Raw genomic sequence first — 18482 nt, forward strand, 5'->3', positions numbered from 1 at the left:
GTGCAACATGGATGCAAAGACAATGACGATGAATAGCCTGATTACTCAAGACAAAGCGAAATCATTGGTGGGACGTATTAGCCGCGACAACCTCGTGTTGTTTGGATTGTTAGCGGCTACCTCGACGATGATGATCTTGTTCATCTTGATGCCGTTGTGGGCGATGTTGACTAAAAGTGTGCAAAACAGCGATGGGGAATTCGTTGGGTTAGCTAACTTTGCGAGTTACTTTTCTTCCTCAAGCCTGTGGGTTTCCGTTGGTAACACCTTTACGTTAGGCCTGGTTGTGACAGCGGTGGTTGGCTTACTGGCGTTTGGTTATGCTTACGCACTGACTCGCTCATGCATGCCGTTAAAAGGTTTGTTTCAAATATTAGGTACCGCGCCGATTCTTGCGCCGTCGCTTTTGCCAGCGATCAGCTTGATCTTTCTTTTTGGTAATCAAGGTATTGCGAAAGAGCTACTTGGTGGCCACTCAGTATATGGTGTTATTGGTATCTCAATGGGCTTGATCTTCTGGACGTTCCCTCATGCTTTGATGATTCTGACCACGTCTCTGCGCACTTCGGATGCACGTCTGTATGAAGCGGCTCGCGCTCTGAAAACCTCACCAATGAAAACCTTCTTTATGGTGACGCTACCTGCGGCGAAATACGGTTTGATCAGTACCCTGATTGTTGTATTTACTTTAGTTATTACCGATTTTGGTGTGCCGAAAGTAATAGGGGGAAGTTACAACGTTCTGGCGACGGATATCTTCAAACAAGTGGTGGGCCAGCAGAATTTCGCCATGGGGGCTGTAACCAGCATTATGCTGTTGTTCCCTGCGGTAATGGCATTTGGCGCGGATCGCTGGGTGCAGAAAAAGCAAAAAAGCTTGTTTGATACACGTTCTGTGCCCTATCAACCGGAGCCAAACAAAACGCGCGATGGTCTGTGTTTTTTATATTGCTCTCTGATTTCTGTTGCAGTACTCGCCGTGCTTGGTATGGCGGTTTACGGTTCCTTAGTAACGTTTTGGCCGTGGAACAAAGCGCTAACGCTGAATAACTACAATTTTGCCGAGATGAGCACTTATGGCTGGAGCCCGTTCTTCAACTCTCTCACTTTGGCGGGTTGGACAGCGGTGATTGGTACAGCAGTCATTTTTGTCGGTGCTTACAGCATTGAGAAAGGACGTGCTTTTGGTCCCGTCCGTCAGGCAATGCAGATGCTGAGCGTCGTGCCGATGGCGGTGCCGGGAATGGTACTGGGTTTAGGCTACATCTTTTACTTTAACGATGTGAACAACCCGTTGAATGTGCTTTACGGCACGATGGCATTCCTGGTAATTAATACTGTGGTGCATTACTACACGGTCGGTCACATGACAGCCTTAACCGCTCTCAAGCAACTGCCTTCAGAAATAGAAGCGACGGCTGCGTCGGTAAAACTGCCTCAGTACAAGTTGTTTTTCAAAGTGACGTTGCCGGTTTGTATGCCTGCCGTGCTGGACATTGCTACGTACTTGTTTGTTAATGCATTGACCACCACTTCTGCGGTAGTATTCCTATACTCAACGGATACGATCCCAGCTTCGGTATCGATTCTGAATATGGATGACGCGGGCCAAACAGGCGCGGCCGCCGCGATGGCGGTGATGATCATGATGTCAGCCGCAATCGCGAAGATCGTGCAGATGACGTTGGGTAAGTTGTTAGAAAATCGCACACAGGCTTGGCGTAAAAGATAAGGACACCTCGTGCAGTACGTAAAAATTAAAGATTCGATTGTTGAACAGATTGAAGCGGGCATGCTTTCGCCTCGTCAAAAACTGCCTGCGGAACGCAAGCTGGCGGAGTCGTTCGACACAACACGAGTTACGTTACGAGAAGCGTTGTCGTTATTGGAAGCCGAAGGGCGAATTTATCGCGAAGATCGTAGAGGCTGGTTTATTTCACCTGAGCCACTACGCTACGATCCAACCCAAACACTTAATTTCCCAAACATGGCGAAAGCGCAAAATCGCGTGCCTAAAACCGAGCTAATTGCGGCAAAAGGCACTCTGGCCAATAAGCAATCTGCACGTTTGTTACAGTTGCAGCCGTTTTCTGATGTCTATCGAGTCGACCGCGTTCGATATTTGGAAGACAGGCCAGTGGTGTATGTGACTAACTACATTCGCCCAGAGATCTTTCCTAATTTATTGAGTTTTGACCTTACCAACTCTCTGACGGATATTTATCGTGAGCACTTTGGTGTGGTGTATCAAAAAACGCGTTATCGAATTTCTACCAGCACACTTCTTGGTGAAGTCGCACAAGCGTTAAGAGCGACATCAGGTACTCCAGCTATGGTTGTTGAGCGTACTAATTACAACCAGCATGGCGAGTTGATCGACTGCGATATTGAGTATTGGCGCCATGACGCCATCAGTATTGAGTCCATTGCAGAGCTCAATCACTAACGTCCGCTTATCTCATTTTCAAAGGCTCCATCTCGGAGCCTTTGTTTTATCTCAACAGGAAACTTAAATGGATTTCTTGGCAATCGTGCTCGTTGTGTTTTCAGCAGTTTTGCATGCGGGCTGGAATATTCTGGGCAAAAGCAGTTCTGGGTCAGGCTTGGCATTTACGTTGGCCGCAAGCCTGTCTGCGTGTGGCGTTCTTACTCCTTATTTGATTTGGTATTTGACGACGATCGGTTGGACTTCTCTGCCCGCAGAATTCTGGGGAATGTTGACCTTTAGCGGGCTGGCGCAAATTGTTTACTTGGTCGGTTTGATCATTGCTTACAAACATGCCGATGTTGGTGTGATTTATCCGATTGCCCGCGCTTTGCCAGTCATGATGGTTGGTGCATTCAGTGTTGCACTCGGCCATGCGCTTTCGTCTCAACAATGGCTTGGGTTTGTGTTGATCACCTTTGGCTGCATCTTGGTACCGTTGACGCATATTCGCCAGGTCACTTTGGCTTCCTATCTTAATGTTGGTGTGTTCTGGGCGCTTATCGCTGCAATTGGCACGACGGGTTACTCTTTGATGGATAAGGAAGCTTTGAACCTACTCACTCAGCAAGTTTCGGCTGTTATTCATGATCAATATAGTGCGATTTTCTATCTTGGCGCGCAGTTCTGGGCTATGGGCTTACCTGTTGTGCTTTGGTGTCTGATCACTGGCAATCTGTCAGAGTTACACAAGGCCTGGCAAATTCGAAAAAGTGCGAGCATGGCTGGCATTATGATGGCATCGACTTACGGATTAGTACTGTTTGCGATGACGATGACAGACAACGTGAGCTTAGTTGTGGCTCTGCGCCAAATCAGTATCGTCTTTGGTTTGCTGATGGGCGTTTGGCTGCTTGCTGAGAGGTGGTATCTCTCCCGAGGGGTTGGTGTGGTACTGATACTTTGTGGTCTGGTTTTGACGTTCTATTGAAATGATGGCTTATATGCCTTGGTCATAAATTACTCGTTCACTATTTTTACTTGCCACACAGCGCAACTTTTTCTATCGCCGAGCGATAGATTTTCTAGCTCGTTGAAAATAAGCATCGTTTGTAAAGTGAAGTCATATCTAAACATGACTGATGACTTTCACTTTTCGACTTTGAATTTTAAATGAGGATACGTATGACTCACCCTTCTTACTGGTTTAAGCAAGCGCTCGAAATCGAAAACCCTCAACCTGCTGTTGCACTATCTGACGATCTTGAAACTGATGTACTCATCGTTGGTGGGGGCTTTACTGGCATGTGGACAGCGATAATGCTTAAGGAGCAAGCTCCGGAAAAACGCATTACTATTATCGATAAAGGTCTCTGCGGGAGTGGGGCTTCTGGAGCGAATGGCGGGTGCATGCTGACCTGGTCAACCAAATACCCAACCCTAAAGCGTCTTTTTGGTGAACAACACGCCACCTGGCTGGTACAAGAGTCAGAACGGGTTGTGCTTGAAATTGACGAGTTTTGCCGACGTTATGCGATTGATGCTCAGTTGTCGTTAAAAGGTGTGTATTACACCGCGACTAACTCAGCACAAGCTGGTGGAATGAAACCAGTAGTGGATGAATTAACGCGTCTTGGAGTAAATAGCTGGCGAAAATGCAATGAGGATGAACTGCAAGCGAACACTGGCTCCTCGGCTCATCTCGAAGGGTATCACTCACCCGTTGCTGCGAGCGTACAGCCAGCACTGCTTGCCAGAGGGCTGCGTCGGGTGGCGATAGACATGGGGATAGAAATTTACGAAAACACACCGATGGTTCAACTGGAATATGGTCAGCCAGCGACCATTCGCACGCCACAAGCAACCATCAAAGCTAAGCAGGTAGTGTTAGCGCTTAATGCTTGGATGGTTGAACAGTTTAAACAGTTCAGGAACAGCATCGTTGTGGTCTCCTCTGATATGGTCATCACGAAACCGTTGGCTGATGAGCTATCTAAGAGCGGATGGAGAGCTGGTTCCAGCGTTTTGGATTCTCGTATTTTTGTTCATTATTATCGAGATACACCGGATGGCCGTCTGATGCTTGGAAAAGGGGGTAACCAGTTCTCCTTTAACAACCGAGTCGACACCATGTTTGGTAAGCCAACTCAGTATCAAAATCTGCTTAGAAAGTCGTTTGATAAGCTCTTTCCTGATTTGAAAGCGAGCGAGTTTGACTATTCCTGGACGGGGGGCTCAGACCGTTCCACAACGGGTTTTCCGTTTTTTGGCCAACTGGATAACCAGAGTAATATTTTTTATGGATTTGGTTACTCTGGCAATGGTGTGGCGCAAACCCGGATGGGAGGCAAAATTCTCTCGTCTTTGGTGCTTGGGTTAGATAACGACTGGGCTCGCAGTGGTTTGGCTAAAGGTCCGTTGAGCCACTTCCCTCCAGAGCCACTTCGCTGGATTGGAGCCATGACTGTGCGTAATGCCGTTCGCCGAAAAGAGGCAGCAGAAGATAACGAAGAGAAAGTTAGAGTTTGGGATAAATGGCTGGCAAAACTCGCAGGACCAGCAGGCAAAGCCGATAAGCTCGACTAAACTGATGACTTCAGCCACAAACAATAAACTTTGAAGTGAAAATAATAGGGGACACTTTAGCCCTGTGTTAGCCTCTGTCTTTCAAGCTCAGATTCAAAAGGTGAGTAATAGAATGAAAATATTCAGCAACTTCGATAGCGGTAGCATTCACGTAGTGAAAGCGGATGATAAAAACGACATCCAACTTAAAATCCCCAACGATAACATGTCGGAATTCTACCAATGGTTCCACTTCCGTTTAGAGACTGAAGCTGAACAGTCACATACCATTAAGTTGTTAGACTTGGCGAAATCTGCTTACCCAGAAGGATGGCAAGGCTACGATGTCGTGGCATCTTATGATCGTGAAGAGTGGTTCCGTGTACCTGCGGACTTTGATGGCGACACGCTAACATTTACGGTTATTCCAGAACGTGGCTCAATCTACTTTGCTTATTTCGCGCCTTACACTTACGACCGTCATCTTGATTTATTACACATGGCACAAAGCGCACATCATTGTCAGCTGGAGACTCTAGGTCACACGGTGGATGGCAATGACATGAGCCTGCTGACTTTTGGCGAGCCAGACGAGAGCAAAAAGAAAATTTGGATGATCGCACGTCAGCATCCAGGCGAAACGATGGCAGAGTGGTTCATGGAAGGCATGATTCAGCGTTTGCTGGATGACAACGATACAGTCGCGCGAGCTCTTCTTGAGAAAGCGGTACTTTACGTTGTACCAAACATGAACCCTGATGGCGGTATTCGTGGCCATCTGCGTACGAATGCGGTCGGTGTAAACCTAAACCGTGAGTGGCAAACTCCTTCAATGGAAAAGAGCCCAGAAGTCTTTTTAGTCCGCCAGCGAATGCTGGAAACTGGTGTCGATATGTTCCTGGACATTCATGGAGACGAAGCACTGCCATACAACTTTGTCGCGGGTTCTGAAGGCATTCCATCTTATGATGAAAGTTTGGCGGCTCTGGAGCATTCGTTTAAGCAAGCGCTGCTCACCATTACGCCAGAGTTTCAAGATGAAGTGGGTTACGATAAAGACGAACCTGGTAAAGCAAACTTAACTGTTGGATCAAATTGGGTTGCAGAGCAATTTAAATGTTTGTCTTACACCATAGAGATGCCATTTAAAGACAACAATAACCACCCTGATCCGCTGTATGGTTGGTCACCTGAACGTAGTGTGCTATTTGGCCAAGATGTGTTGGCAGCAACGTTAGCGGTTGTTGACAATATTTAATTGGTTTAGTTCCCTAAAATCAATCGAACACATAAGCAGTTCATCCTAGATGAGCTGCTTTTTTGTTTGTATCTACTTGTCAATTGGTAAATATTTCCATTCGATCAATGCCTTATAAATAGAATCTTAATAATAAGAAATTTGCAAATTAATGTGAATTTTGTCACACATTTAAGGAAAAGATATGATATTCTGCGCACTGAGTTGATTATGGCTATATCAATGCAGATGCATTATTTTTTCTCATGCAAGTGGTTAGAACACATGCGTGAATATGAATGATGACATGTTTTTTGGCATTGGTGATGAACACCACATTTACTTTATTCCGGTGTTATTTAGCTAGGTTGTCTCAAATAATAAAGAGAAAGTTGCTGCCTCATATTGATAACGCACTCCTTCGCGTTTGATGTGTGGCTCGGTATACAACAAATAGGAAAAAAGAATGAAAAAAATTGCTTTTGCAGTGGCTACTGTACTTGCTGGTGGTGTTATCTCTAACGTTGCGCTTGCAGACACTTACATCGGCGGTAAGCTAGGTTACAACGCTCTTAACGACGCGTGTTACCTAGATACCTCATGTGATGATGATAGCTTTGCAGCGTCAATGCATCTTGGCTACAGCTTCAATGACTACATTGATGCAGAGTACGGTGTTGATTACTTAGGTGATTTCAAAGCAAACTTCAACAAAGCAGGCAAAAACACCGTTGATGGCGAGCTTTGGGCATTGACTCTAGCGCCTAAATTCAACCTTCCGCTGACGGATTCTTGGAACCTGTTTGCGAAAGTAGGTGCTGCATACATGATGGCTGGTGACGAAAAAGACTTCGTTCCTACAGGCTCTCTAGGTGCTGAATACCAAATCAACTACAACTGGAGCCTACGTGCTGAATACCAACGTTACCAAGATATGTCTGACGACATCATTGATGACATGGATGCAGACTACTACGGTATTGGTTTTAACTACAAATTCGGTTCTGAGCCAGTGGTTCAGGAAGAAGTGGTAGAAACTCGTCCGGCAACAAACATTGTTGAGCATGTATACCCAGCACAAACTACAACAGTACAATTTGGTCTTGAAAGTGCAGAAGTGAAAGATACTTCAGCATTATCTGAGACAATTAATGTAATGAACACTTACCCACAAGCTCAAGTAGAGATTACGGGTTACAGTGATACAACAGGTACTGCTGAGTACAACCAACAGCTTACAGAAAAACGTGCTCAAGCGGTTGCTAACGAGTTCCAAGCTCAGGGCATTACTGCAGAACGCATGACTGTGAAAGGTATGGGTGAAGCAAACCCAGTTGCTAGCAACGATACACGTCCTGGTCGTGAAATGAACCGTCGTGTAGAAGTCGTTGTACCAGAATTCAAATACGAAACGACTGAACAAGCAGAATAATTTGCTGTTTTAGTCAACGTATCTTCAAAGCCAGCGCATTTCGCTGGCTTTTTTGATTCTGGAAGTAGCAACTGGATAAAATAGCAACCCTTTCATCAAATTGTCATCGTTGTTTCATAGCATCTTTCACTCAGCGTAATTGGAGAATGCTATGCAAAACCTGCCGCCGCTCAATTCCCTTAAAGCATTCGAAGCAACGGCGAGGCAACTGAGTTTTACTAAAGCTGCACAAGAGCTGAGCGTTACCCGAGCCGCGGTCAGCCAACAGGTAAAATCTCTGGAGCTTCTACTTAATGCGACGTTATTCGAGCGTAAAGGCTCTCAATTGGTACTTACACAAGCCGCAAAAGAGTATCTCCCTGTGGTAAGTCATGTTTTTCAAACGCTTTCTGTGACGACTCAGCATTTGTTTTCTCGTCAGAACACCGCACAGCTTAACTTACATGTCGCTCATAGCTTTTGTTCACAATGGTTAATTCCAAGGTTGGCTGACTTTCATCGTCAGCACCCCGAAGTGTCTCTAAAAATATCGACAACAGCTAATATTGTGCCTAACGCCAGTGCTGTTTCTGATGTTGAGATCATTAATGGTTATGGGGATTGGTTGTCACAGGACTCGATTCAACTGACAGAAGAACATTGGATTGTTGTTGCGAGCCCGGGTTTCTTGCACCTGAACCCAATTGTCGAGTTAGCTGATCTTGCGAAGGCACCTAAAATTTCCACCAGTGGTTATCACGAGTCGTGGCAAGTTTGGATGAAATATCAAGGTTACCAAGCAAAGTTCACTAAGCCCGTTGCAGAGTTTGAGCACTCACTGCTTGCGATTCAGGCGGCGATTAATCACTTCGGTGTGCTTTTGGTCAGAGACTTTCTGGTCGAAGATGAGCTCGCTCAAGGTACATTATTACAGATAGGCTCCTGGAGCATGCCTAGCGAAGGTGCTCATCGGATGATTGTCAGAGGGGCAGACAAACCACATGTACAAGCCTTTACCCAGTGGTTACGTAAGAGCATTTAACTAGTATGAGTGGCTTCATACCTAAATAGAAAAATACCGCGATTAACGCGGTATTTTTTGTTTCTGCTTAAGCTGCGACACTGCGCTTATTCACATGGTGGTGCCATATGGATTACCGCTAAACCACCCAAAGAAGTCTCGCGATATTTTTTGTTCATGTCCTTGCCCGTTTGGTACATGGTTTCGATAACTTTATCCAGAGAAATTAGGCACTTACTTGTTCTCTTTAATGCCATTCGGGATGCGTTAATCGCTTTCATTGCACCCATTGCATTTCGTTCAATACAAGGTACCTGAACCAGCCCACCAATAGGGTCGCAAGTCATGCCGAGAGAGTGTTCCATTGCAATCTCTGCAGCAATACAAATTTGTTCGTTGCTACCGCCTCGCAGAGCCGTTAAGCCTGCCGCTGCCATAGACGAAGAGACACCTACTTCACCCTGACAACCTACTTCGGCACCGGAAATAGAAGCATTGGTTTTGTACAAAATGCCAATCGCGCCTGCGACGGCGAGGAAGTCCTTGAGCTGTTTGATGTCTAGCTCTTTGATAAAGCGGTGGTAATACATTAACACGGCAGGAATAACGCCCGCTGCGCCGTTGGTAGGAGAAGTGACGACTTGTCCACCTGCGGCATTTTCTTCACTCACTGCGAAAGCAAACAAGTTAATCCAGTCCATGATCTCCATTGGATCATTTTCAACCGCTGCGTTTGCTTCAAGTTTCTTCAATAGGTTCGGAGCTCGACGTGTGACATTGAGTCCGCCTTCCAGAATACCTTCAGTATCAAAACCACGCTGCATACACAGAGACATCACTTTCCAGATCTGTTCCGCTCTTTGGTTGACCTCTTCTTCGTCACGAAACGCCAATTCATTCTGAAGAATCATGCCACCTAAACTAAAGCCGTTTGCTTCTGCTTTCTCGAGCATCTCATCGGCTGATTTAAATGGGAATGGGACTTCAACCTCGGCTTGCTGCGCACCATTTTCCAGCTCGTCTGCGGTTGCAATAAATCCACCACCAATGGAGTAATAAATCTCGAACGCAAGTTGTTCGCCAGATTCATCTAATGCAGTGATTGTCATGCCGTTTTCATGCAAAGGGAGGTTTTCGCTATGAAATACGATGTCATGATCGTAGCTAAAGGTAATTTCGCGAGTTCCGGCTAGCAATAAAGTACTGGTTTCGATGGTATGTTGAAGTGCGCTTTTCGCACTGGTCATTTTGATGTTATCGGGTTTATTACCCATTAAGCCCAGTACAGTGGCTCTGTCAGTATGGTGACCTCTGCCGGTTAGTGATAACGAACCATACAAGTCTACTTGAACCCTATGCACTTTCGCCATAGAGTCTTGAAGTAACTGAGTAAAGTTGAACCCGGCGAGCATTGGACCGTTAGTGTGGGAACTTGAAGGTCCGACACCAACTTTAAAAATATCGAAAATCGACAGCATTATTGACTTCCTTTAGCAGTGGACCTTTCATAGGTCTCTAGAGTATGACTGTTAATCGGATGTTAATCCCTAGGAGGCAGTTGGCAAAGAAGATTTTTATATTATTGCCAACTCAGGCGCTAAGCAGCCGAGAAATTAATAGAGATCGTAGTATGAAATTAGACAATGTGGTTGTCGTTCTCGGTAAGCGTCTCGTCAAGAACAAACTAAGCCCGGAAGGGATTTCAAGAGTGCAAGCGCTCGTCAGTTCCCTTGGCTCATTGTCTGTAGAAAATACGGCAATCTTATTTTGTGGCGGCAAAACTCAAGGGCAAGATATCGCAGAGGCGGATGCGATGTTCAGCTATTTCCAGACACTCAATCATTCACTCTCACAGCCATTCCCGAAAAGTCAGATTCTAATTGAAAATCGTTCTTTAAATACCTTTCAGAACATGAGGTATGCGGCGAAAGAGTTGTGTCATAGCGGCTTATTTCAGGCTGCTGAGTATCATCAATTCCCGATTAAAGTGACTCTTGTTTCTAACGACTATCATCTGGAACGAATTATAGAAATTCAAACCTTAATGGATGAACAGGGATTATTGAGGGTGCTTAAAACACAGAGTGCTTCAATGGGGATGGAGCTTAGTATTGCTTTAGATATTGATCAGCACATTAGCGTGCCATACCCGCATCATGGAGCATCAGCTCAAGCGTTTTTACTGCTTGATGAGCTGACAACCTACCGAGTTTATTTAGAAGGCGCGATTCGCGGGGTGTTTAGCCAAGGCTTAGCTGCTGTAAGAGCGAAGCCGTTGCATATTGCTCAAACCGCGATAGAAAAACTAGAGATGCTCCCTCTAGACCATGAATCCTTGCAGAATATTCAGGAAATAAAAAAGGCCGTCGCAATGACAGCCTTTGATGATAATTTAAACGTGGTTCAGCAAGCTTTAGATATCATACACCCGCTCTTAACCGTGATGAATCGAACTATCGATCCTGAGTCTGCACTTTAATTTCACCACGGGTGCGGAATGCGCTCAGGGCAATCAAGCTGTAGCACAGTAGCTCAATCCCTTCTTCAGAGATATTTTTCACGTCGCGAACGTAGCTTTCATCCATCACATGGCGCCAAAAACTGCCCATTCCGTAAAGACGTGAAAAAACAAGCAATAGCACAACTGAGCCGATTAATAGCTTCATGTGTGGGTTTTTTAGGATTCTCGCCATCTCATTCACGCTGCCTTTGCCGCCTTGATAGGCTTTCGCACAGGCTAAAGCAGTAACAGTTAGCGCAGGAAATACCCAAGAACCGTGATGAATCATATCCATCCAGTAATCCATTTCACGAATCATGAGTACAGCAAAAAAGCCAGAAATCAGGATTGCAGCGTGTTTCAACTCAGGAGTATGTTTCGATAAGCTGAAAAATGACCATGATGCAATTGCCAGCATGACTAACTGAAGTGATTCCGTAATCGATAACTCACCCAGACTTGAATCTAATACAACGTAATCGAGGCGAATACTTAGATTAACAACAATGCTGATTGCAACAATCATCAATGCACTCAAGCATGCGCGATAAATGGTGCGCTTTGATTCATCAGTGATGACGTTGGTTTGTGCTGCTTCGGTCTCTTTAACTATTTGTGCTTTCATTTTGACCACCCACTCCAGAAATGTGGAAAAACCGTGAATTTATGTGATATTTGTCTCGAATTTTATTGTCCGGTTGGAAAGTTATGTCATGAGATTGTCAGGAATGTCAGAGGGTCCGTACAAAATGGACAAACTAGTTTCAGTAGCACAAATAAAAAAGGAGCCATGTGGCTCCTTATTACTGAACTTCGTTTACGATAAACTCGTTGAAGGTTAGTAGTCCTCACCCTCTTGATGATTTTCCCGATAATATTCCCATTGTTCAGCGCGTTCATCATCTGAAAAGACACAATAGGTTACACGTTCACCGTTCTCTGTAACGGTGTCCAGTTCTCCACCTTGTTGAACACAATATACAGATGCCGGATTTGCTACGGATGTGTATTCAGTCGAGCGTGTTGCGTTATCGTAAGTGGAACAACCAGCGAGCCCAGCAGCTACTGCCATAGTTATTAGTAAACTTGTCTTATTCATTATTGATCTCCGCATGGGATGGACGAGTATTGTATTGATTATAGGCAACTTTCGTCGGTTCATGTCCTAACGATGTTAAAAGTATGAAGGCGAGGCAGGTTGAGAGATTCAAATAAGATCTCGATCTACTTTCCCAGGTTATGAGGAACTTTAAATTAGAGTCAGATAGACGCTCGGAATTGTAACTTGGGAAAGTAAGACAATTTAGGTAGTATGCGCGCAAAAGCATTCACTACGGAATCCTCAATGAGACACTTAAAATCAACGGTTCATCCAGATATTGATCATCTCGACGATAAAATCATTTTTAAGCGTAATGCTGCACGGGCCATCGTGCTTGATGGTGAGAATGTATTACTGCTCTACACGGAGCGCTACCATGATTACACTTTACCTGGTGGTGGAATTGATGATGGTGAAGATATCATTGCCGGATTGGTTCGAGAGTTAGAGGAAGAAACTGGGGCAAATAACATACACAGCATTAAGCCATTTGGTCTTTTTGAAGAGTTTCGGCCTTGGTACAAAGATGACGCCGATGTGATGCATATGATCTCTTACTGCTATACCTGTAAAATTGATCGTGAGTTAGGCGAGACGGCTTATGAGGATTACGAGGTCAAGAACGGTATGCGTCCTGTGTGGATGAACATCCATGACGCGATTGCACACAACGAGCAAACGATGGCTGAAAGCCCGAAAAAGGGCATGAGTATAGAGAGGGAAACCTTTTTACTGCAACTGATCGCCAAAGAGCTGCTTTAACTATCCATACGCTTGCGCAGCGCAATGTCGGTGCGACTTTATAACGTTAGCCCAATAAAAAAGTCCGAGCTCCCCCCCGGAACTCGGACCTATTCCAGACGCGCAAGCGAAGCGTCATCTCGATGTTCGAATCTGTTATCGCGTTAGAACTTGTTACCGCGGTAATAGAACAATAGCCGTTTTATATTTGATGTGTAAATGGTTATTTAGTCGAACGGCTTTTTTTAATCACTGATGAGAAGTATATCCATCCAATTACAGCTGTAATTTGGGTAACTATCAGTAAACCACTGCTCTTTCTTATCTTTGAGATACAATACCTTAACTTTGGTAAACACGCTTGCATCAAGATCACGAGTTATTAATTTAGCCTGTCTAGGTTTTATAATTTTAACTTTTCCCTGACATTTCTCAGGGCGTAATTTTTAGTTTCGGTTAATCCATGAAGTAAGTCGGCTTAAGTCGTTTAATCGCTGAGAACGTTGATACGTCTCTTGGGAAAAGACAAAAAAGAGATTCCGGACGGCTTGTTTTTAGCACGTCGGGAATCTCGGATTTGAATCAAGTTTTGGAAGGTTCCGAGACGGAACGGTGAAATTTCTGGAACAACCACCCAAGCGTAATTAAAGATGCGCCCAAGCCCAGGAAGCTAATAGCACGCCAGAAGCCATCCAGAGAACGTACATCCCACAGGAACACTTTTAACGCAACGCAAGCCAGGATGATGAGACCAATACGTTGCATGTTCATTGATTTTCGAATCACACCAGCCCATGTTAGTAATCCTCCAACAAGCAATCCTGCGACCGAATAACTGAATAACTCAGCCATGCTGGTCGATTGATATAAAGTCATAGAATTTGTTTGCCAGAACTGTCGGATAGACATACCCAGCCAGATTGCTGCAAGTGTAAACCCGATTCCTGAGATAACATGACGGTGAATTCGTAATGTGTTCCACTTCCTAAATACCGCAGCAGTTAGAATACATGCCGGTAGCAGCCAGCCTAAACTCAACATATTGAAAAGAGGAATGGCTTGAGCGGATACATTATCAACGTTTAATGGCGATTCAATCGTATTGAGTAACAAAGTCATTAAAGCAAATATGCTCCAAAGCAAGTAACTGTATGCTTGGTAGACGTAAGTGAGTTGCTGTGCGAACTGGCTGCGGTAACTGTATACGAAGCCCATGACTAAAGCCTGGTTCGCGAAGACAATGGCACTGGTAAAGTCGATGTGTCCAAGGTAGCCATATTGTCCCGTTAACCAGTAGTTTGTTTGTGTGAACAATGCGATTAAAAAGACGTGCAGAAATGCACCTTCAAACCAATTGGCGAGATCAACGTCTGCTTTGGTTAGCACGGATCGAGCATACGCAAGAATAACGAGTGCAGGTAGATAACTGAGTAGTACCCACGCCCAGAGCCCTGTTTCAACTGGCTGCCACTGAGGAATAAATGGCAGAAGCGTCAGGCGAACAACCAAAGCACCCATCATTATTTTGACTGCCCAACTGGCAGGGCGAAAATAACCTGCTTGTATTTGTAATGCCATCACAGCCACTTGTGCCGAAATCGCAGTAGTTAGCCACGTATCGCTAAGCCAAACAAAGGAACAGCCAGCAACGATAGCATGAACGACTGCGGAACATTCGTAGGCGAGTCGTGTTAAACGCATGCCCAAATAAACGTAGCAGACTGCAACTAAAGCCGTAAAGAACGTCCAATACCAGGCATAGCTGTACATAAACTCGTGTGCGTAAAACAGAACGATTAGCGTCATTGAAGGTGCAAGGGCGAGCAACAAGACACTGGTTATGGAAGAGCGATCATTGAGCCCTTGTATATAGTTCCTTAGCGCAATAAACATGATACTCAATGCTAATGCGAGCAGAATACTGCTCTCACTCTGTGACATGTAGAGCGTGTCAAATGCGACCGAAACAACCAATATAGCGGTTGCTGATACCAGAACCGAAGGCAGGAAAACTCGCGTTGACCAACCCTTACGTAACGCGGGTAGCCAGATAGCTGCAACAAGTAAAATATAGCAATACGCCATTTGAAAGACGTTAAGTTCGGGCATTCTTGTTATTGCAGAAAAGGTCAGCAATACGATTGCAAGAGACGTGATGACTGGAGGGTTTGTCCATTTATTCTGGCAATGGCGATAACGAGGGTTGAGTGTCCACCCTAATCTTGGCAAGGCATAAACCAGATACAACGTGAGCGACAAGTAAATATAAGACCAGGAGAATAAACTCTCTGTCGGAATACTTTCTATCAGAATGAGCATCCAAAGCGCATGCGGTATGGTACTACTCGGTGAGATCCAAGCCCTGCGTACCTTCTGCATAAGCAAAGTGGCCGCAATGGATATTGCGCTGATGTAACCCGCCAACAGGAAATAATCAGGTTCAGCGCCGCTTATCCATAAGGGCGCAGTGTAGCCGCCGATTAATCCCAACACGGCCATTAATGGCCCCTGCCTTAATGACAAAGCGAGGCTGGAAAATGCGGCGACAGCTAAGATCAGCAATGAGATGCTTGGTGTCAGCATCTGGTAGACAACAAACGCAAAAATAACCGTACAGTAAACGCCGGTCAGGCCAGTTCCAGTAATGGCGGCTGGAACATAAGTGAACCCTTGGGCTCGTTGTGCTCGTTCTGGATCGCGCTGTTCTTTTCGGTGAAACCACTCGCCTGCCGCGATCATGGCAAAAGATAAGGTGAATGCAAAAGCGATACGTACGAAGGGTGAAAACTCAATATGGCTGCCAATCACTTGCACCAAGTAGCCGCCACCAATAAGCATCGCCAACGCTCCCACCCAGACGAGCCAGTTTTCTTGGAGGCTGGAGAGTAACTTTTCGGTTTTGTTTTCCCAATGACTGTTGTCGTTCTCGGCGAAGCTCGCAATCTGAATATCTTCCTGAGCAGTCTGCTGCGCGAATAGCGGCACGGTTGGTGACTCTAGAGTATCATCAAGCTCTGCTTTAGGTTGCGAAGGGCCTGCGTCGTGAACATTCGTTTGGCTTGAAGTCGCAGTAGTGGGTTCATAAGCAGGAGAGGAAGACGATTCACTTGTTTCTGGTTGGCTTTGCTGATCTAACCATCGTGAGCGGAAATCCGACAGCTCTTTGCGGAGCTGCGTTATCTCGTCTTCCAGATTTGAAATTCGTTTTACTGCTTTCAATGTAATTAGCAAGGCGAAAAACGCCATAATCACCGCGAATAAAGTCAACAAGTGCTTTTCTCCCTATCCTGGTCTTTTCAACGGCCTCATGAGGATTCTTAACTTTGAGCACCCAAGTTAAAGCTTAGTTCACGGTCTATACCTGTGAGCGTTGGGATGCTAGGTTCCGCCTAAAATTTTTAGAAACGCTAAAAGAACATTCTACATGTCGAATGTGAGTAGGTAAGTCTCCTTAACGGGAAATGCAGTAAATTCTTAGACTTGCGCGATGATTTGGGGCTTATGTTTCTCTTTTTGGTAATTTTTCGTGCGTTGAACGGTGGAGTAAACGTGAACTCAACTATATTAGTAATTTCAAGCAATAAGATTGTCTCTTGCGTGTTTACGCTAAAACAACGATAAGAATAGGTGACATAGATGCAAGTTGGTAATGAAGCGCTGGTGCTATCAGCGGTTGGGGTGATTGGTTTAGGGTGTCAGTGGTTAGCTTGGCGACTTCGTTTGCCAGCGATACTGTTTTTGCTGTTGGCTGGCCTTGTTGTCGGGCCATTAATGCAGTGGCTGAAACCGGATGAAATATTAGGAAACTTACTCTTTCCGTTGGTCTCGCTGGCAGTGGCCGTTATTCTGTTTGAAGGAAGCCTAACGCTAAATTTTAAAGAGATTCGCGGAGTGAGTGGCTCAGTGTGGAGTATTGTCTCTTTTGGCGCGATTATCTCTTGGGCCGTGACGAGTGTGGCGACACATTATTTCTTGGGTTTTTCATGGGAGCTGGCAATGTTGTTTGGCAGCTTGACCGTCGTAACGGGGCCTACCGTGATTGTCCCACTGCTAAGAACTGTGAGACCAAACATCACTCTGGCTAATATTCTGCGTTGGGAAGGGATTCTGATTGATCCGCTTGGTGCGCTATTTGTGGTCATGGTTTACGAATTTATCGTGTCACACAGCGCGGTCAATAGCGTCGAAGTCTTTGCCAAGATCATCGCCGTTGGTGTCATTCTTGGTGTTGCATCTGGCGCGGCGGTGTCCGCAGCGTTGCGTCGGGCATGGTTACCAGAATATTTACAGCCGTTTGCCGTGTTGATGGTGGTACTTGGCGTCTTCTCGGTTTCCAATCATTTAGAATCTGAAGCAGGGCTGCTTACTGTTACCGTTATGGGGATGTGGCTCGCCAATGCAAAAGAGATCAACATTCAGCAGATATTGCACTTCAAAGAGCACTTGACCATTTTGCTTATTACCGGCTTGTTTATCTTTTTAGCCGCTCGCATAAGTTTGGATGACTTTACTGCTCTGGGTTCTGGCGCCTTGATGCTATTTGTCTTCATGCAGTTGGTCTCGCGTCCGTTATCAATATTCCTCGCTACGATGCGCAGTAATTTAGGTCTCAAGGAAAAACTGTTTCTGTCATGGGTTGCACCGCGTGGTATTGTTGCGGCCTCTATTTCGTCTCTTTTTGCTATTAAGCTAATCGAATACGGGGTCAGTGGTGCTAGCCTGCTTGTACCAATGACCTTCATGGTAATTATTGGAACCGTTGTGCTACAAAGTGCGACGGCTCGCCCTGTCGCGGTTGCCTTAGGGGTCGCAGAGCCTGCGCCGAGAGGTTTCTTATTGATTGGTGCGAACCGAGTTGCCAGAGAAATAGGTCAGGCATTAGCGCGTTATGACAGGCGTGTTCTCATGACGGACTCAAACTGGGAATACATCAGTCAAGTTCGTATGCTCGGCCTGGATTATTACTATGGGAACCCGATATCCAGCCACGCAGACGATAACCTCAACTTAATTGGTATTGGCCAGGTTGTCGCCCTGACGCCGGATCAACATTTCAACATTATGGCTTGCATGCAGTTTGTCGATGAGTTCGGCGAAGATAAAGTGCATTGTCTGCAAAAAACCAAAACAAATGGTAATGGCAGTGAAAAGCACACCGTCGCACAGGAATATCATGGCAGGCTGCTGATGGGTGGCAATGTCAGTTACAGCCAATTGGCGAGTTTATTGAGCCGTGGAGCGGAAATAAAACATACTAAGCTCAGTGACAGTTTCACCTATCAGGATTATTTGGCGCATCACAATAGCAATTTGCTCACTCCACTGTTTTATGTGGAAGAAAAGGGCAAAATTCACTTCTGTGATGATCCCGAACAGTTTGCTCCAAATACGACCAGCACGGTGGTGTCTTTGATTATGCCTGAAAGCAATCAACAGCCGTTATAGAACCTATTGAGTTGGCATCTTGCCGATTTGTTATC

14 protein-coding genes are annotated in these 18482 nt (G+C 45.4%); 10 read left to right on the plus strand and 4 right to left on the minus strand.

The features are described from left to right. Window positions 1-7 precede the first annotated feature (7 nt). The 7 genes from V1U08_RS13115 to V1U08_RS13145 all read left to right on the plus strand — a co-directional run bounded on the left by V1U08_RS13115 (window position 8) and on the right by V1U08_RS13145 (window position 8680). Entirely contained in the window at window positions 8-1732 is a 1725-nt protein-coding gene (locus V1U08_RS13115) for a putative 2-aminoethylphosphonate ABC transporter permease subunit (protein ID WP_330470756.1), read from the plus strand. Window positions 1733-1741: 9 nt separating this feature from the next. After that, window positions 1742-2446 (plus strand): phosphonate utilization transcriptional regulator PhnR, encoded by a 705-nt coding sequence (gene phnR / locus V1U08_RS13120; RefSeq protein ID WP_014233583.1) that lies wholly within the window; start codon window positions 1742-1744, stop codon window positions 2444-2446. A 67-nt stretch (window positions 2447-2513) separates the two neighbouring features. Beyond that, a complete protein-coding gene (locus V1U08_RS13125) occupies window positions 2514-3416 on the plus strand; it encodes a multidrug transporter (RefSeq protein WP_330470757.1) in 903 nt (300 codons plus the stop codon). Between the two features lie 194 nt (window positions 3417-3610). Further along, entirely contained in the window at window positions 3611-5011 is a 1401-nt protein-coding gene (locus tag V1U08_RS13130; protein WP_330470758.1) for an FAD-dependent oxidoreductase, read from the plus strand. Between the two features lie 112 nt (window positions 5012-5123). Beyond that, entirely contained in the window at window positions 5124-6248 is a 1125-nt protein-coding gene (locus V1U08_RS13135; RefSeq protein ID WP_014233586.1) for a M14 family metallopeptidase, read from the plus strand. A 445-nt stretch (window positions 6249-6693) separates the two neighbouring features. After that, window positions 6694-7659: an OmpA family protein gene (locus tag V1U08_RS13140; protein WP_014233587.1), complete on the plus strand. Its 966-nt coding sequence runs from the start codon at window positions 6694-6696 to the stop codon at window positions 7657-7659. A gap of 151 nt (window positions 7660-7810) precedes the next feature. After that, entirely contained in the window at window positions 7811-8680 is an 870-nt protein-coding gene (locus tag V1U08_RS13145; protein WP_330470759.1) for a LysR substrate-binding domain-containing protein, read from the plus strand. An 86-nt stretch (window positions 8681-8766) separates the two neighbouring features. On the opposite strand, the gene V1U08_RS13150 is transcribed toward V1U08_RS13145, so the two are convergent. Continuing rightward, window positions 8767-10137 (minus strand): L-serine ammonia-lyase, encoded by a 1371-nt coding sequence (locus V1U08_RS13150; protein WP_330470760.1) that lies wholly within the window; start codon window positions 10135-10137, stop codon window positions 8767-8769. Between the two features lie 152 nt (window positions 10138-10289). Between V1U08_RS13150 and V1U08_RS13155 the strand changes: the two genes are divergently transcribed. Continuing rightward, complete coding sequence (locus V1U08_RS13155; protein WP_330470761.1) at window positions 10290-11138, plus strand: YdcF family protein; 849 nt, start codon at window positions 10290-10292, stop codon at window positions 11136-11138. Here V1U08_RS13155 and V1U08_RS13160 read toward each other — a convergent pair. Both V1U08_RS13160 and V1U08_RS13165 read right to left on the minus strand, forming a co-directional pair. Continuing rightward, window positions 11113-11784 carry a hypothetical protein gene (locus tag V1U08_RS13160; protein WP_330470762.1) on the minus strand — a complete coding sequence of 224 codons (672 nt, stop codon included), beginning with the start codon at window positions 11782-11784 and terminating at the stop codon, window positions 11113-11115. The genes V1U08_RS13155 and V1U08_RS13160 overlap by 26 nt on opposite strands. Window positions 11785-11997: 213 nt before the next feature. Next, window positions 11998-12258: a putative hemolysin gene (locus V1U08_RS13165; RefSeq protein ID WP_014233592.1), complete on the minus strand. Its 261-nt coding sequence runs from the start codon at window positions 12256-12258 to the stop codon at window positions 11998-12000. Between the two features lie 246 nt (window positions 12259-12504). Between V1U08_RS13165 and V1U08_RS13170 the strand changes: the two genes are divergently transcribed. Continuing rightward, entirely contained in the window at window positions 12505-13023 is a 519-nt protein-coding gene (locus V1U08_RS13170; RefSeq protein ID WP_330470763.1) for an NUDIX hydrolase, read from the plus strand. A 561-nt stretch (window positions 13024-13584) separates the two neighbouring features. Here V1U08_RS13170 and V1U08_RS13175 read toward each other — a convergent pair. Then, window positions 13585-16272 carry a DUF2339 domain-containing protein gene (locus V1U08_RS13175; protein ID WP_330470764.1) on the minus strand — a complete coding sequence of 896 codons (2688 nt, stop codon included), beginning with the start codon at window positions 16270-16272 and terminating at the stop codon, window positions 13585-13587. Window positions 16273-16638: 366 nt separating this feature from the next. Here V1U08_RS13175 and V1U08_RS13180 point away from each other — a divergent pair, with 366 nt between their 5' ends. Further along, window positions 16639-18447, plus strand: a complete 1809-nt coding sequence (locus V1U08_RS13180; protein WP_330470765.1) for a cation:proton antiporter — start codon at window positions 16639-16641, stop codon at window positions 18445-18447. Window positions 18448-18482: the final 35 nt, after the last annotated feature.

It is taken from the genome of Vibrio sp. YYF0003, from assembly GCF_036350715.1.
GTDB classification, from domain to species: domain Bacteria; phylum Pseudomonadota; class Gammaproteobacteria; order Enterobacterales; family Vibrionaceae; genus Vibrio; species Vibrio natriegens.

Excerpts from the sequence above, each read along its gene's own strand:
- V1U08_RS13115 (WP_330470756.1), top strand. The coding sequence starts at position 8 with ATGGATGCAAAGACAATGACGATGAATAGCCTGATTACTCAAGACAAA.
- V1U08_RS13125 (WP_330470757.1), top strand. The coding sequence starts at position 2,514 with ATGGATTTCTTGGCAATCGTGCTCGTTGTGTTTTCAGCAGTTTTGCAT.
- V1U08_RS13130 (WP_330470758.1), top strand. The coding sequence starts at position 3,611 with ATGACTCACCCTTCTTACTGGTTTAAGCAAGCGCTCGAAATCGAAAAC.
- V1U08_RS13135 (WP_014233586.1), top strand. The coding sequence starts at position 5,124 with ATGAAAATATTCAGCAACTTCGATAGCGGTAGCATTCACGTAGTGAAA.
- V1U08_RS13140 (WP_014233587.1), top strand. The coding sequence starts at position 6,694 with ATGAAAAAAATTGCTTTTGCAGTGGCTACTGTACTTGCTGGTGGTGTT.
- V1U08_RS13145 (WP_330470759.1), top strand. The coding sequence starts at position 7,811 with ATGCAAAACCTGCCGCCGCTCAATTCCCTTAAAGCATTCGAAGCAACG.
- V1U08_RS13150 (WP_330470760.1), bottom strand. The coding sequence starts at position 10,137 with ATGCTGTCGATTTTCGATATTTTTAAAGTTGGTGTCGGACCTTCAAGT.
- V1U08_RS13155 (WP_330470761.1), top strand. The coding sequence starts at position 10,290 with ATGAAATTAGACAATGTGGTTGTCGTTCTCGGTAAGCGTCTCGTCAAG.
- V1U08_RS13160 (WP_330470762.1), bottom strand. The coding sequence starts at position 11,784 with ATGAAAGCACAAATAGTTAAAGAGACCGAAGCAGCACAAACCAACGTC.
- V1U08_RS13165 (WP_014233592.1), bottom strand. The coding sequence starts at position 12,258 with ATGAATAAGACAAGTTTACTAATAACTATGGCAGTAGCTGCTGGGCTC.
- V1U08_RS13170 (WP_330470763.1), top strand. The coding sequence starts at position 12,505 with ATGAGACACTTAAAATCAACGGTTCATCCAGATATTGATCATCTCGAC.
- V1U08_RS13180 (WP_330470765.1), top strand. The coding sequence starts at position 16,639 with ATGCAAGTTGGTAATGAAGCGCTGGTGCTATCAGCGGTTGGGGTGATT.